Genomic DNA, 14,563 nt, shown 5'->3' with positions numbered 1-14,563 from the left:
TTCGGAGTTGAATCCGCCGCCTGGATGAACTGGGTGGCGCCGGAGATGACGCCGATGTCCAGGCCGAACATCAGCCCCGCCAGCGCGGCGAGCACGCAGGTGAAGACGACGGTGGCTGTGGGATGCGTGACGGGTGAGGCGATGGCGTTGCTGTTCATGCGATGTGCTTCCCCGGGAACGAGTATGGCGATGCAGCGGATGGCTGTGGCGGCGTGCCCGCGAAGCGCGGTTCCGGCAGGCCGGTGGTGCCCGCCGGTGCCGCGAACAGCGCGCCTGCGGACGGTTGGGTGGCAAGCGTCGCGGCGTCCAGGCCGTCGCGCGCGCTGGTGACGTAGAGCATCGCCAGGTCCGGTCCGCCGAAGGCAGGGCGGGTCGGCTGCGAGGCGGGCAGCTCGACGCAATGGTCCAGGGCGCCGTTCGGCGCATAGCAGGCGACGCGGCCCAGGCCCCATTGCGCGTTCCACAGATTGCCCACGCAATCCACCGCCGAGCCGTCCGGTTCGCCGCGCGGATCGTCCAGGCGGACGAAGGTGCGCGAGGGGCCGCAGCGGTCGCCGTAGTCGCAGCACTGGATCGTGCGGGCGGGCGAATCGCAGTAGTAGAGCGTGCGGCCGTCGGGGCTGAAGGCGACGCTGTTGCTGATCGCCACGCCGGGCAGCTCCAGGCGCTCGAGCGACAGGTCCGCGTTCAATCGGTAAAGGCTGCCCAACGGCTGCCGGGCGCCGCCCACGGGTGGCTCGTGCAGGGTGCCGAACACGAAGCGTCCCTGGCGGTCGCAGGCGCCGTCGTTCAGGCGCGTCGGCAGACCGGCTTCGACCGTGGCGATGGCGCTGAGCGTGCCGCTGGCCGGATGGAAGAACGCCAGCTGCGAGGCGAGCCCGAGCAGCAGCCAGCCGTCGGCCTCGCACAGTGCGATGCAGGCCAGCCGCTCCGGCATGGCCCACTGGTCGGCGCGGGTATCGCGCGGGCGGTAGCGCCAGAGCGTCGCCGCATGGATGTCGGTCCAGTACAGCGCCTGCTCGCGGTCGCACCAGACGATGCCTTCTCCCAGCGTGTTGCCCGCCCGGAGCGCGACCGCAGCGGCCGTGTTCATACCCAGCCGCCGTCCACGATGAAGTCCTGACCGGTGCACATGCGGCTGTCATCGGCGGCCAGGAACAGCGCCGCGCGGGCGAGGTCGTCGGCCATCAGGTAGCCGGGAAGGCACTGCACGCGGGCGATCTCGGCCTCGCCCTCGGCATCCAGCCAGAGCCGCCGCTGCTTCTCGGTGATCACCCAGCCGGGCACCAGCGCGTTGATGCGGATGCGGTCGTGGCCGAGCTCGCGCGCCAGGCCGTTGACCAGTCCGTGCACCGCCGCCTTGGCCATCGCATACAACGGGTAGCCGGCGTTCTTCTTCATCCAGCCAGTCGAACCCAGGCAGATTACCGAGCCGCCGCCGAGCATGCGCATGTCCTCGCGCACCGCTTGCGTGGCGAAGTACTGGTGACGCAGGTTGACCGCGACGTTGCGGTCGAACTCGGCGCCGGTGGTGTCGCCGAAGGCGTGGCGCACGTCGTTGGCGGCGTTGTTGACCAGCACGCCGATCGGACCCAGCGCGGCGCGCGCCTGCGTGATCGCCGCGCCGAGCGCGTCGAGATCGGTGACATCGCAAGGCAGGAACAGCGGCCGGTGGCGGGCACCGGCCAGTTCCTCGCAGAGCGACTCACCGTGCGCGCGATCGACGTCGATGAAGGCGACGCGGCTGCCCTGCCGCGCGAAGTGCCCGACGAACGCGGCGCCGATGCCGGTCGCACCGCCGCTGACGAACACGGTGCGGTCGAGCAGGCTCGGGTAGTGGGCGAAAGCGACCATGCTTACCATTCCGCCACGCTGCCGTCGGCATGACGCCAGACCGGGTTGCGCCAGCGGTGGCCGGCGGAGGCGCGCTCGGCCACGTAGTCCTCGTTCACCGTGATCCCCAGGCCCGGGCCGCCGGGGATGGCGACGAAACCATCCTCGTAGGCGAACACGCTGCGGTCGCTGACGTAGTCGAGCAGATCGTTGCCGGCGTTGTAGTGGATGCCCAGGCTCTGCTCCTGGATGAAGGCGTTGTGGCAGACCGCGTCCAGCTGCAGGTTGGCGGCCAGCGCGATGGGTCCGAGCGGACAATGCAGCGCGATCGCCACGTCGTACGCCTCGGCCATCGCGGCGATCTTGCGCGTCTCGGTGATGCCGCCGGCATGCGAGGGATCGGGCTGCAGGATGTCCACGCCGCCGATGGCCAGCACGCGCTTGAAGTCGTAGCGCGAATACAGCCGCTCGCCCAGCGCGATCGGCGCGGGCGACACGGCGGCCAGCTCGGGCAGCGCCTCCAGGTGCTCCGACAGCACCGGCTCCTCGATGAACATCAGCTTGTAGGGCGCCAGTTCGCGCATCAGCACCTTGGCCATCGGCTTGTGCACGCGGCCGTGGAAGTCCAGGCCCAGCCCCACGTGCGGGCCGACCGCCTCGCGTACCGCCTGCACGTTGACCAGCACCTGCTCGACCTTGGCGTAGGTGTCGACGTACTGCATCTCCTCGGTGGCGTTCATCTTCACCGCGGTGAAGCCGCGTGCCACGGCTTCTTTCGCGGCGCGCGCGGTGTCGGCCGGACGGTCGCCGCCGATCCACGAATACACGCGGATGCGCTCGCGCACCGGACCGCCGAGCAGCGCATGCACCGGCTGGCCCAGGTGCTTGCCCTTGATGTCCCACAGCGCCTGGTCGATGCCGGCGATCGCGCTCATCAGCACCGGGCCGCCGCGATAGAAGCCGCCGCGGTACATCACGCTCCACAAGTCCTCGATGTGGCGCGGGTCCTTGCCGACCAGGTAGTCGGACAGCTCGGCCACGGCTGCGGCGATGGTGTGCGCGCGGCCTTCGACGATGGGCTCGCCCCAGCCGCAGATGCCCTCATCAGTATCGATGCGCAGGAACAACCAGCGCGGGGGTACGACAAAGGTGGTCAGACGGGTGATCTTCATGCGGGGTGTCCTTGCGAATCGAGATGGCGCCGCCAGGCCTGGGCGAAGGCCAACGCACGCGCGCCGACGTCGTCAGCCGCGCGCCCCGGCGCATAGAGCGAGGAACCGATGCCGAAGCCGGCCGCGCCGGCAGCCAGCCATGGCCCCATGGTGTCGGGCGCGATGCCGCCGACCGGCAGCACCGCGGTGCCCGGCGGCAACACCGCGAGCCAGGCCTTGAGCACGGCCGGCGAAGCCTGCTCGGCGGGAAACAATTTCAGCGCATCGGCGCCGGCGGCGAGCGCGGCGAACGCCTCGGTCGGCGTGGCGACGCCGGGCACGCAATAGAGGCCCGCCTGTTTGGCAGCGCGGATCACCGCCACGTCGGCGTGCGGCATCACCACGATGCGTCCGCCGGCATCGGCGATGTCGCGCACCGACGCCGGATGCAGTACCGTGCCCGCGCCGACCAGGCGCTCGTCGCCGAAGCGCGCGGCCAGCCGGCGGATGCTCTCCAGCGGCTGCGGCGAGTTGAGCGGCACTTCCAGGATGCGGAAGCCGGCGCCGACCAGCGCGTCGCCGACGTCCGCCGCCTCGTCGGGGTGCAAGCCGCGCAGAATGGCGACCAGCGGCAAGGGGTCGAGCCAGGTCTTGAAATCGATCATGCGTGCGAAAGTCCTTCGAGTAGTCCGGCTGCGGCGGCGACGTACCAGAGGCCTTGCGCGCCGATCGCTCCGGGGGTGGCAAGGAAGCTCAGGCCGAACGCTTCGGCGGCCTGCCGGTAGCGCGCGCACAAGGCGTCCTCGCCGACCAGGTGAACCGGCGCGTCCGGCGAGGCCCAGTCGGCAGCCAGCGCCATGCGCAGCTCGTCGCCGATCAGCAGGCCGGAAAGGAAGTCCGCGACCGCGGCCGGCGCCAGGGCGCCTTCGAGCATCAATGCCCGTGCGGAAAACAGGCGCGACAGGCCGCCCGCCGCACCGGCGTCACGGGCAGTGGCGACGCCGCGCGCGAACGCCTCGTCGTCGGCCAGGCCTTCGGCCACGCCGGCGCCGAGAATGGAGTGGGCGCGAAGCACGGCGAACAGCTCACCGGTCATCACGGTGGTGAAGCCGGCGACCGCGCCATCGCGCACGCGCACCCACTTGCTGTGCGTGCCGGGCATCAGCAGCCGCGCGTCCTCCGCCAGCGCCGGCGCCTGTGCAAGCAGACCGGCGACCTGGGTCTCCTCGCCGCGCATCACGTCCGGGCCGGCCGGATCGCGCAGGCCCGGCACGATGTGCACGGTGCGCCCGCCCGGGTTGGCGAGCGAGGTGAGCGCGCCGGCGAGCGCGTCGAGCCGGCAGGGCGTGTCGAGATAGGGCGCCTCGCGCCAGCCACCGCGGCTGCCAACCATGCCGCAGGCCAGCACCGGTGCGCACGGCCAACCCTCGACCGCCTGCGCGAACGCCTCGGCGAAACCGCCTTCGGGCAGGTGCCGGCTGCCCCAGGGCAGCGCACGCGTCTGCGCCACGCCGCCCGCCTCATCGAACCGGTAGGCGCGCAGTCGCGTGCTGCCCCAGTCCAGGCCGATCAACGGTGTGATCACGCGCCAGCCTTTTTGCGGGCGCGGCCGCGGCTTTGCTGCAGGTTCGCCTGCGAGTCGGCGATCATCGACTGCATCGCCTTGCGCGCCACCTCCGGCTGCTTGCGGCGGATCGCCTCCAGCACCTTCTGGTGATGCGGCAGCGAATACTTGAAGTTGCTGGCGGTGCGCGCGGACAGGGTGAAGAAGGTGCCCAGCGCGGTCTCGATCACCGAGAACAGCGACTGCAGCAGCTCGTTGCCGGTGGCGCGCAGCACCGCATCGTGGAATTGCAGGTCGGCGGCGGTCCACTCGTCGAGCGTCTGCGCCGCATCCATCGCGCGGAAGGCGGTGTCGATCGCGGCCAGCTGCTCGGCGGTGCGCCGGCGCGCGGCGCTGGCCGCGGCGGCCGGCTCGACCACCTCGCGCATCTCCACCAGCTTGTCGACGAAGTCGTCGGTCGGCATCGAGGCGCAGCGCCAGGCCAGCACGTCCGCGTCCAGCTGGTTCCACAGGTGCTTCTCCAGCACGCGCGCGCCGACGCCGGTGCGCGACTCGATCAGGCCCTTGGCGGAGAGCACCTTGAGCGCCTCGCGCAATGCGGTGCGGCTGACCTGCAGGCTTTCGGCAAGCGTCTCCTCGCGCGGCAGCACCTCGCCCGGCTTGACCTTGCCGCTCACGATGCGCTGCCCGAGCTCGTGCATCACGTGTCCATACAGGCTGCGGACGGCGATCGGCTTCCTCATGTCGTGTAGTCCCAAGTGGCGTTGTCCATTGCGTGCCGGCAGACGCCGGCGATCCCCAATCGGTTTGTCATACAAACAGACTATAAGCACTGGGCGCGCATTCTGCCAAGGTGCAACGGCACAATTTTTCCGACGCATGCGAACAGACCCTCGCTGCGCCGATGATGCGCTGCGAAATTTACGGCACCAGATCGGTAAGCAGCCAACCCGGGTGTCCTGCGGGAAAACCGCGTTGCCCTGCGAAAAGTGATCGTCACGCCGGTCGCGCCACCCGCAATGCCGCGTCGCACCAGGAAAATTTTTGTGCGCCGGAACGCTTGCACGATAATCATACAATGTGCTTGCATTGCCCCCACTTCGACGAGCGCGCTAGGGGCACTGGTGATATGCGATGTGCAGGGTGGATGGGTTCGATGCTTGGCCTGGCGGCACTGTCGATGACGGTGCACGCGGGCACGACGGCCAAGCGTGAGGCGTTCGGCGCGATGCCGGACGGCAAGCCGGTGGAGGCGGTCGTATTGACCAACGCCCACGGCCTCTCGGCACGGGTGATCACGTACGGCGCGAGCCTGCAGTCGCTCAGCGTGCCCGACCGCGAGGGCCACTTCGCCGACATCGTGCTCGGCTACGCCTCGCTCGCGGACTACCTGGACAAGCCGCAGTACTTCGGTGCCACGGTGGGCCGCTACGCCAATCGCATCGCCAAGGGCCGCTTCGTGCTCGACGGCAAGACCTACCAGGTGCCGGTCAACAACGGTCCCAACTCGCTGCACGGCGGCACCCGCGGTTTCGACAAGGTGTTGTGGACCCTCGGGCAGGTGAGCCACGACGCCGACAAGGCCAGCGTCACGCTGACCTACGTCAGCCCCGACGGCGACATGGGCTATCCCGGCACGCTGTCGGTAACGGCGGTCTACACGCTGGACGATAACGACCAGCTGTCGATCGAGTACCGCGCGAGCACCGACCAGCCCACCCTGGTCAACCTCAGCAACCACGCCTACTGGAATCTCTCAGGCGAGGGTTCGGGCAGCGTGATGGAGCAGCGCCTGACCATCGTGGGCGACGCGTACCTGCCGGTCGACGCCGGCTCCATTCCCACCGGCGAGATCCGCCCGGTCGCCGGCACGCCGTTCGACTTCCGCAAGCCCAAGCCGATCGGCCGCGATATCCGCACCGCCGATCCGCAACTGCTCAACGGCCACGGCTACGACCACAACTGGGTGATCAGCCGCAAGGCCGCCACAGCGCCGCGCATGGTCGCGCGCGTGGAGGATCCCAAGTCCGGCCGTGTGCTGACGCTGAGCTCGGCGCAGCCGGGCCTGCAGTTCTACTCGGGCAATTTCCTGGACGGCACCACGGTCGGCACCGGCGGGCACGTGTATCGGCAGGGTGATGCGTTCGTGCTGGAACCGCAGTTGTACCCCGACACGCCCAACCAGCCGTCCTTCGGCTCGGCGCGGCTGGACCCGGGGCAGACCTATCGCAACCTGATCGTCTACCGCTTCACCACCGAACCGGCGCGCGGCGAGCGCTGACCGGCAGATCACACCGCAAGGGTGCCCGAGGCGGGCGCCCAGGGGAAGCGTTTGCCCGGCGCAAACGCAGCGCACTACGAGGGAAATGGCATGAGACACGCACTATTGGCCCTGGCATTCGCAACCGCGGTGCTCATCGCTCCGCGCGCCCCGGCCGCCGATGCCCCGGCGCGCTGGACGCCGGCGCAGGCGCACGCCTGGTACGCACACCAGTCCTGGCCGCTGGGCAGCAACTACGTTCCGGCCGACGCGATCAACGAACTGGAGATGTGGCAGGCAGCCACCTTCGATCCGGCACGCATCGACAAGGAACTGGGCTGGGCGCAACAGCTGGGCATGAACACCATGCGCGTGTTCCTGCACGACCTGCTGTGGAAGCAGGACGCGAAAGGCTTCAAGCAGCGCATCGACGCATTCCTGGTCATCGCGCACAAGCACGGCATCAAGCCGATCTTCGTGCTGTTCGATTCGTGCTGGGATCCGGAGCCGAAGCTCGGCCCGCAACATCCGCCGATCCCCGGCGTGCACAACTCCGGCTGGGTGCAGAGTCCGGGCGTGGCGATGACCGACCCGAGCCAGTACCCGCGGCTGGAGCAGTACGTGAAGGACATCGTCGGGCACTACGCCAAGGATCCGCGCGTACTCGCCTGGGACATGTGGAACGAACCGGACGGCGGCGGCAACTACGACGCGCGCCAGCCCAAGGACAAGGTGGCGCTGGTGGCCAAGCTGCTGCCGCAGGTGTTTGCCTGGGCGCGCAGCGCGTCGCCGACGCAACCGCTCACCAGCGGCGTATGGCACGGCGGGGACTGGTCCGACCCGGCCAAGCTCAACGCCGTCGAGCGTATCCAGCTCGATGAGTCCGACGTGATCAGTTTCCACAACTACGGCTGGCCGGAGGAATTCGCCGTCCGCGTGGAGCAGCTGTCGCGCTACGGCCGTCCGCTGATCTGTACCGAATACATGGCGCGCGGTGCCGGCTCGACCATCGACGGCGTGCTGCCGCTGGCCAAGAAGCTCGACGTGGGCATGGTCAACTGGGGTTTCGTCGAGGGTCGCACGCAGACCACGCTGCCGTGGGATTCCTGGCAACGCCCCTACACCCTGCAGCCGCCAACGCTGTGGTTCCACGACCTGCTGCACGGCGACGGCACGCCGTACCGCCAGCGCGAGGCCGACATCCTGCGCGCGCTGTCGCATGCGCCGCGCGGCGTGGTGCCGGAAGCGGCGGCGTTGTACCCCGCGCCGGCCACGACGGAGCGGTAGGCCGGCCTTTCACGATTTCCCGCCGCGCGGTGACTCCACCGGCGGTGCAGCCATACCAAGAACGGCTCCGGCACGACCGGCAGCCAACGCTCTTCTGACGGGAGGTTTCCACTCATGTACCGCAACCGTATTTCCGTGACGATCCTCGCCGCCGCGATCGCCGCGGCGTTCGCCCCGGCGTATGCGCAGAACGCGCCGACGCCCGCCGATACCACGCCATCGACTGACGCCGCGCAGGCGGACCAGGCCAAGACGCCGGAAAAAGGCAGAGCCGAACGCGATGCCGAGAAGCGTGCGGTCGACCTTTCGCAGGTGACCGTGACGCCGCTGCGCCAGAGCCTGGCCAGCGCGCAAACGCTCAAGCAGGACGCGCGCATGGTGGTCGACTCGATCGTCGCCGAGGACATCGGCAAGCTGCCGGACAACAGCGTGGCCGACGCCATGCAGCGCATCACCGGCGTGCAGATCGCGCAGGGCTTCCAGGGCGAGACCAGCTCGGTGGTGGTGCGCGGCCTGCCGAACGTGATCACCACGCTCAATGGGCGCGAGATATTCAGCGGCGTGGGCCGCGGCTTCGCCTTCCAGAACCTGCCGGCCACCGCGGTCAAGACCGTTTCGGTCTACAAGAGCAGCGAGGCGAGCCTGCCCGACGGCGGCATCGCCGGCATGGTCGACATGCAGCTGTATCGCCCGTTCGACTTCGACGGCGCCAAGCTCGCGGCGACCTACACCGCCACGCACAGCAAGTACGGCGGCCGCACCGACCCGAACTTCAGCGTGCTGATGAGCAACCGCTGGCAGACCGGCATCGGCGAGGTCGGCGCGCTGGCCAACGCCAGCTTCATGGCGCAGCACTACCAGTACAACGCGGTGTGGGGCGATTTTCCGAAGGTACTGCGTGACGGCACCGGCACGCCCATGCGCACCGCCTCCGGCAACCTGATCGCCGCGCCCAACGGCTTCGGCGCCGACTACAACATCGGCTACCGCCAGCGCCCCGAGCTCAACTACGCGCTGCAATGGAAACCCAACGACAGCACCGAGTTCTACGCCGAGGGTCTGTACGCCTGGGATTCGGACGACTACAACCAGCCGTTCTACTTCTCCTTCCCGGTCGGCGCGGTGACGCCGAACAACCTGACCGTCGGCAACAACTGCTACGCCAACCAGCTCACCGGTTCGCCGTTCGCCGGCCAGACCATTTGCGACGCCTCCGGCGGCAGCTGGACCGGCAACACCTACGCGGCGACCAGCACCCAGGCGCACGTGCAGCACGGCCGCGACATGCAGCACGCGATCGGGGTGAAGTGGCAGGGCGACAAACTGCGCCTGAGCTCCGACCTGTCCTACGGCTCCAGCTCATTCGACGTCAACACCTTCATCGTCGACACCTTCCTCAAGGGCCCGGTGACCACGGTGTGGAACGGCACCGCCGGCAACCAGCAGAACTGGTCGCTGGGCAACAACATGCAGCTCGACCCGAACAACTACTATCTGAACGGCCTGTTCCAGACCTGGAACACCCAGCGCGGCAAGCAGTACGCCTGGCGTGGCGACGGCAACCTGGACCTCAACGGCAGCTTCTTCAGCTACCTGGATTTCGGCCTGCGCTACGCGGACCACAAGGCGCAGTACACCGGCAGCGTGGAGCGCTCCACGCCGCCGCCGGGCGGCCCCGGCACCGGCAACATCGTCGAGACGCCCAACCCGGCCAACCAGGTCCTCGCCCGCTTCCCGAGCAGCTACTTCTGCTCGATGCCGACCACCTCGGCGATTCCGACCTCGTGGCTGACCGGCTGCTTCGACTACCTCACCGGCAATGCCGACGCCATCCGCGGCCTGTACGGCCTGCCGGCCGGCCGGCCGCCGGTGAACCCGGGCCGCTACTACAACATCGACGAGAAGACCTTCGCCGGCTACCTGCAGGCGGGCTACGCCACCACGCTGTTCGGGCTGCCGGTGGACGGCCTGCTGGGCATGCGCGTCGAGCGCGTCAAGCGCAACCTCGACGCGTACTCCTTCAACGCGGCCACCAGCATCTACTCGCCGTTGTCGGTCAACACCAGCGAACCGGTGTATCTGCCCAACCTCAGCTTCAACCTGCACTTCACCGACGCGCTGCAGCTGCGCCTGGTCGCCGCCAAGACGGTGACCTACCCGGGCTTCGGCCAGCTCAACCCGTCGATCTCGCTCAACCCCGGCACGATCAATCGCGCCGGCGCGGCCGCCAGCGGCAACCCGAACCTCAAGCCGATCAAGTCGAACAACTACGACGCCTCGCTGGAGTGGTACTTCGCCCCGGCCGGCTACGTCAGCGGTGGCGTGTTCTACCGCGACATCAACGGCTACATCCAGAACTACGTGACCGACGTGACGATCAACGGCGAGGCCTATCTGCTTTCCTCGCCACAGAGCGCCGGCAGCGGCCACCTGGACGGCGCCGAGGTGGCCTACCAGCAGTTCTTCGACTTCCTGCCCGGTGCGTTGAGCGGCCTGGGCGTGCAGTTGAACTTCACCTACATCGACGGTTCGACCCGCTCGCCGCAGTTCATCGGCGGACCGGTCGTGGCCTCGCCGCTGCAGAACGTGTCCAAGCGCAACGGCAATGCCGTCCTGATGTACGAGAAGTACGGCTTCTCCGCGCGGCTGGCCTACAACTACCGCAGCCGCTTCATCGACTTCTTCACCCAGCCGACGGTGGCCGGCAACCACGATGAGATCGAGCCGGCCAACCAGCTCGACTTTTCGATGGGCTACGACATCGATCCGCACGCCACCGTGGTGCTCTCGGCCACCAACCTGACCGGCGAGGACCTGCACCAGTACTGGGGCGACGGCAGCTCGCGTCCGCGCGACATCCGCTACCAGGACCGCACCGTCGGTCTGGGCGTGCGCTTCAAGCTTTGAGCGGGACGGCGATGGCGGCAACCCCTCCCCGCCGCCATCGCCGCCTCCGCTCCCTTCCAAATAGAGGCATCTGCCAGTGTCGATCGACAGCTCGCGACTGCGGCCGGCACTGGACAGCGACCACATCCATCCCAGCGATGCCGGCTACCGTGCGATGGCGCAGTCGGTGCCGCGGGCGCTGTTCGGCTGCCCCGCCGGTGCGCCCGTGGCCGCCGGGCACGGGCCTGTCCCATTCTTCGGAGTGCGTCCATGAAGCGAGTCCTTTCCCTGGCCTTGGGCTGCGTACTCGCGGGCGCCGGCGGTGCGTCCGTCGCGGCATCCGCGCCGCCTGCCACGCGCGGCCAGGTGCTGGCCGACGGTACCGGCTACGTGTCGGTGGTGCGCCTGGCGCACCAGCCGCAGGCGGCGTCCAACGGCCGCATGCTGATGGTGTTCGAGCGCGACGGCATGGGCGGCGTTCCGCTGTACGAAAGCGTCGACGCGGGCGCGCACTGGCGCTTCCTGTCCAACGTGACCGACCAGGCTCACGGCGGCGATCCGTACTGGCAGCTGCGCTGGCAGCCGCACCTGTCCGAGCTCGCCAACGCCAGCGCCGACCTGCCGGCGGGCACGCTGCTGCTGGCCGCCAACGCCACCGGCAACGACGCCAAGGGGCGGCTGGTAGCCGAGGACCTGCAGCTCTACGCCTCCACCGACGGTGGCCGCAGCTGGCGTTACCGCGGCTCGATCGTCAAGGGCGGCGGCAACCCCAGCGACAAGGACAACCATGGCGTGTGGGAACCGAACATCCATCGCCTGGACGACGGGCGGTTGGTCGCCTACTACTCCAGCGAGGCGCACAAGGACGCCGGCTTCAATCAGCTGCTCGCGCACAAGCTCTCCACCGACGGCGGCCGCAGCTGGGGCGAGGAGAAGGTGGACGTGGCCATCCCCGGCGGCGTCGAGCGCCCGGGCATGGCGGTGGTCGACCGGCTACCGGACGGCCGCTACGTGATGACCTACGAGGACATCGACGGTCCGCGCAACGGGCAGGTCTATCTCAAGACCAGCGCCGACGGCCTGGACTGGGACGATCCTTCCGACCGCGGCGCGCAGGTGCGCACCGCCGCCGGCGCGTGGCCGGCCGCCTCGCCGATCGTGCGCTGGCTGCCGTGGAAGAAGGGACCTGGCGTGATCGCGGTGCTGGCCGAACGCGCCGGCGGCGACGGCGACCCCTCCGGGCGCAGCATCTACTGGAACAACGATGGCGGGCGCGGCCCCTGGTGGGAGGCCGAGGCGCCGGTGCGGAAGCTCACCGGCAACATCCACGCCGGCTGGACGCAGGCGCTGCTGTCCATGCCGGGCGATCGGCTGTGGCATGCGACCACCTCGTCCACCACCGGCGATCCGGCGGACGCGCGCAGGAACGTCGTCATGTACGCCGACGCGCCCGCCCGCTTCGATCGCTACGAAGCCGAGGACGCGATCCGGCGCTGGTCGGTGCGCATCGGTGATCCGACCGCCTCCAACGGTGCCAAGGCGCGCATCGCCTCCGCGCCCGGCGGGCAGCTCGCCTTCCAGCTGCACCTGCCGTCGGGCGGCACCTACCGCGCCACCATCCGCTGGCAGGATCTCGGCTTCGAGCCGGCGCTGCCGGTGCTGCGCGTCAATGGCGTGGTCTGGAAGACCAGCGACCGCGCCGACCGAGACGGCTGGCACCTGGCCACCGCCAGCGGCCCGCTGCGCGAGGGCGACAACACGGTGGTGATGGAAGGCGCGGCGCGCCCGGCCGACGTCGACTACCTGCAACTGGACCCGCTGACGCCCGGCGTACGCTGATGCATCGGCCTGGGGCGAAGGCGATGACCTGCTTTGCAGCGACAAACCCGACCTGGAGATTTCCATGACGCTGGCGCGCTATCGCTCGATTCTCGCCGCTGTTTTCCTGCTGCTGACCGGCGGCCCGGCCGTGGCCGCAGCGCAGCACAACTACGCCACGCCGCTGCTGGCTTCGGGGCCTGATCCTTGGGTGATCCAGCGCGACGGCGTCTACTACTACACCAGCACTTCGCGCGATCACATCGAGCTGCGCCGCACCACCGATCTGTGGCGCCTGGCCGAGGCCGCGCCGGTGGTGGTGTGGCGCGCGCCGCCCAGCGGCGCGGCATCGACTTCGGTGTGGGCGCCGGAGCTGCACTACATCCAGGGCAAGTGGTACCTGTACTTCACCGCAGCGGATAAGCAGCACGACGACGACGCCCACCGCCACGTGTTCGTGCTGGAAAACGCCTCGCCCGATCCGACCCGCGGTCGCTGGATCGAGCGCGGCATGCTCAAGACCATGCACACCGGCATCGACGGCACCGTGTTCGAGCAGGCCGGCCGCTGGTACTTCGTCTATTCCGCCTACGTCGGCGACCACAGCGACCTGGTGATCGCGCTAATGTCCAACCCGTGGACGCTCGGCTCGCCGCAAGTGGACATCGCCGCGCCCACCTACGCGTGGGAGATGCAGGGCGGACGCAAGATCCTGGAGGCGCCGGAGTTCCTGCAGGGGCCGGACGGCAAGCTGTTCCTGAGCTATTCGGCCAGCGCGTGCTGGTCGGACGACTACGCGCTGGGCCTGCTGCAGGCCGATCCGGACGCCGATCTGCTCGATCCGAGGTCCTGGAAAAAATCGCCGCAGCCGGTATTCGCCACCTCGGTGCGCAACGGCGTCTACGCCCCCGGCCACAATGGCTTCTTCAAGGACACGCAAGGCCGCGACTGGATCATCTACCACGGCAACGGTGGACCGGGCTGGAAATGCACCCCGCGCCGCGCGCCGCGCATCCAGCCGATCGGCTGGACCGCGGACGGCCTGCCGGATTTCGGCACGCCGGGCGCACCACCACGCACGCCTGAGCCGTAGGGCTGGTGTTGGCCCATCGACCTGCCGTCAAAAGTGGCGGGTTGAAGCCCCGCACACGAGTCCGTCCGACTGCACCCGCGTTTCAACGGGGGCCAGGCCCTCCAGCACGTACTCCCCAATGCGCACGCGGATCAGCCGCAGGGTCGGGAAGCCGACCGCCGCGGTCATCCGGCGCACCTGGCGGTTGCGGCCTTCGCGCAGGGTCAGGCTGAGCCAGCTGGTGGGGATGGACTAGCGGAAGCGCACGGGCGGGTCGCGCGGCCATAGCCAGTCCGGCTCGGTGGCGAAGGCGGCTTCGGCCGGCAGGGTCGAACCGTCGTTGAGCACCACGCCGCGGCGCAAGGCCTGCAGCGCAGCCTCGTCGACGGCGCCCTCGACCTGCACCAGGTAGGTCTTGGCCTGCTCGTGGCGCGGATCGGTGAGAAACTGCGCCCGTGTGTCAGGGAACGGAGGCATTAAATGACTAATTAATGCCGCCGCCGCCATAGATTTTTTCATTGCTTAACGGCGGTAAGAGCAGTTTGGCTCGACGATTATTCACTTCACCTGGATCAGCGATTGGGCAATACCAGTAACTTTGGGAATTACGGCTTCCCTGCGTCCCATAAAGCTGAGTTTTATGCTCAATAACACAAGCGACGCGATCCACGAGGGCGGATTCAACTTTGAAG

The 14,563-nt window shown here is 68.9% G+C and carries 12 protein-coding genes and 1 pseudogene; 5 read left to right on the top strand and 8 right to left on the bottom strand.

The features are described 5' to 3' along the window. Nucleotides 1-154: 154 nt before the first annotated feature. The 6 genes from UUA_RS13380 to UUA_RS13355 are packed head-to-tail and all read right to left on the bottom strand — an operon-like array spanning nt 155 to nt 5,291. The gene (locus tag UUA_RS13380) at nt 155-1,093 is read right to left on the bottom strand and encodes an SMP-30/gluconolactonase/LRE family protein (protein WP_008437760.1); all 939 of its coding nucleotides are present in this window, start codon (nt 1,091-1,093) and stop codon (nt 155-157) included. Next, nucleotides 1,090-1,854: an SDR family NAD(P)-dependent oxidoreductase gene (locus tag UUA_RS13375; protein WP_008437759.1), complete on the bottom strand. Its 765-nt coding sequence runs from the start codon at nt 1,852-1,854 to the stop codon at nt 1,090-1,092. The genes UUA_RS13380 and UUA_RS13375 overlap by 4 nt, the downstream gene beginning before the upstream one ends. 2 nt (nt 1,855-1,856) lie before the next feature. Beyond that, on the bottom strand, nt 1,857-3,005 hold the full coding sequence (dgoD, locus tag UUA_RS13370; RefSeq protein ID WP_008437758.1) for a galactonate dehydratase: 1,149 nt from the start codon (nt 3,003-3,005) through the stop codon (nt 1,857-1,859). Then, nucleotides 3,002-3,649 (bottom strand): 2-dehydro-3-deoxy-6-phosphogalactonate aldolase, encoded by a 648-nt coding sequence (locus UUA_RS13365; protein ID WP_008437757.1) that lies wholly within the window; start codon nt 3,647-3,649, stop codon nt 3,002-3,004. The genes dgoD and UUA_RS13365 overlap by 4 nt, the downstream gene beginning before the upstream one ends. Next, nucleotides 3,646-4,569 (bottom strand): 2-dehydro-3-deoxygalactonokinase, encoded by a 924-nt coding sequence (locus UUA_RS13360; RefSeq protein ID WP_008437755.1) that lies wholly within the window; start codon nt 4,567-4,569, stop codon nt 3,646-3,648. The genes UUA_RS13365 and UUA_RS13360 overlap by 4 nt, the downstream gene beginning before the upstream one ends. Continuing rightward, complete coding sequence (locus UUA_RS13355) at nt 4,566-5,291, bottom strand: FadR/GntR family transcriptional regulator (protein ID WP_008437747.1); 726 nt, start codon at nt 5,289-5,291, stop codon at nt 4,566-4,568. Before UUA_RS13355 ends, UUA_RS13360 begins: the two co-directional genes overlap by 4 nt. A gap of 404 nt (nt 5,292-5,695) precedes the next feature. Here UUA_RS13355 and UUA_RS13350 point away from each other — a divergent pair, with 404 nt between their 5' ends. From UUA_RS13350 to UUA_RS13330, 5 genes are all read left to right on the top strand, one after another. Beyond that, the gene (locus UUA_RS13350) at nt 5,696-6,829 is read left to right on the top strand and encodes an aldose epimerase family protein (protein WP_039954071.1); all 1,134 of its coding nucleotides are present in this window, start codon (nt 5,696-5,698) and stop codon (nt 6,827-6,829) included. 90 nt (nt 6,830-6,919) lie between these two features. Beyond that, complete coding sequence (locus UUA_RS13345) at nt 6,920-8,095, top strand: cellulase family glycosylhydrolase (protein ID WP_039954069.1); 1,176 nt, start codon at nt 6,920-6,922, stop codon at nt 8,093-8,095. A 114-nt stretch (nt 8,096-8,209) separates the two neighbouring features. Next, nucleotides 8,210-11,002 carry a TonB-dependent receptor gene (locus tag UUA_RS13340; protein WP_008437742.1) on the top strand — a complete coding sequence of 931 codons (2,793 nt, stop codon included), beginning with the start codon at nt 8,210-8,212 and terminating at the stop codon, nt 11,000-11,002. Nucleotides 11,003-11,251: 249 nt separating this feature from the next. Further along, entirely contained in the window at nt 11,252-12,820 is a 1,569-nt protein-coding gene (locus tag UUA_RS13335; RefSeq protein ID WP_153022973.1) for an exo-alpha-sialidase, read from the top strand. A gap of 64 nt (nt 12,821-12,884) precedes the next feature. After that, complete coding sequence (locus UUA_RS13330; protein WP_008437737.1) at nt 12,885-13,892, top strand: glycoside hydrolase family 43 protein; 1,008 nt, start codon at nt 12,885-12,887, stop codon at nt 13,890-13,892. Between the two features lie 27 nt (nt 13,893-13,919). Here the strand turns inward: UUA_RS13330 and UUA_RS13325 are convergent. Then, nucleotides 13,920-14,324: pseudogene (locus UUA_RS13325) on the bottom strand (pseudouridine synthase); the annotation flags it as partial. 31 nt (nt 14,325-14,355) lie between these two features. Then, a partial coding sequence (locus UUA_RS20075) for a hypothetical protein (RefSeq protein WP_238533026.1) occupies nt 14,356-14,563 on the bottom strand: 208 nt, incomplete at its 5' end.

Source organism: Rhodanobacter thiooxydans LCS2, assembly GCF_000264375.1.
Classification (GTDB): domain Bacteria; phylum Pseudomonadota; class Gammaproteobacteria; order Xanthomonadales; family Rhodanobacteraceae; genus Rhodanobacter; species Rhodanobacter thiooxydans.
The sequence above is the reverse complement of the archived record's forward strand: the minus strand, read 5'-3'. Positions and strand labels throughout refer to the sequence as shown.

What these genes read in the sequence shown, in the direction of transcription:
- UUA_RS13380 (WP_008437760.1), bottom strand. Translation starts at nt 1,093, where the DNA reads ATGAACACGGCCGCTGCGGTCGCGCTCCGGGCGGGCAACACGCTGGGA.
- UUA_RS13375 (WP_008437759.1), bottom strand. Translation starts at nt 1,854, where the DNA reads ATGGTCGCTTTCGCCCACTACCCGAGCCTGCTCGACCGCACCGTGTTC.
- dgoD (WP_008437758.1), bottom strand. Translation starts at nt 3,005, where the DNA reads ATGAAGATCACCCGTCTGACCACCTTTGTCGTACCCCCGCGCTGGTTG.
- UUA_RS13365 (WP_008437757.1), bottom strand. Translation starts at nt 3,649, where the DNA reads ATGATCGATTTCAAGACCTGGCTCGACCCCTTGCCGCTGGTCGCCATT.
- UUA_RS13355 (WP_008437747.1), bottom strand. Translation starts at nt 5,291, where the DNA reads ATGAGGAAGCCGATCGCCGTCCGCAGCCTGTATGGACACGTGATGCAC.
- UUA_RS13350 (WP_039954071.1), top strand. Translation starts at nt 5,696, where the DNA reads ATGGGTTCGATGCTTGGCCTGGCGGCACTGTCGATGACGGTGCACGCG.
- UUA_RS13345 (WP_039954069.1), top strand. Translation starts at nt 6,920, where the DNA reads ATGAGACACGCACTATTGGCCCTGGCATTCGCAACCGCGGTGCTCATC.
- UUA_RS13340 (WP_008437742.1), top strand. Translation starts at nt 8,210, where the DNA reads ATGTACCGCAACCGTATTTCCGTGACGATCCTCGCCGCCGCGATCGCC.
- UUA_RS13335 (WP_153022973.1), top strand. Translation starts at nt 11,252, where the DNA reads ATGAAGCGAGTCCTTTCCCTGGCCTTGGGCTGCGTACTCGCGGGCGCC.
- UUA_RS13330 (WP_008437737.1), top strand. Translation starts at nt 12,885, where the DNA reads ATGACGCTGGCGCGCTATCGCTCGATTCTCGCCGCTGTTTTCCTGCTG.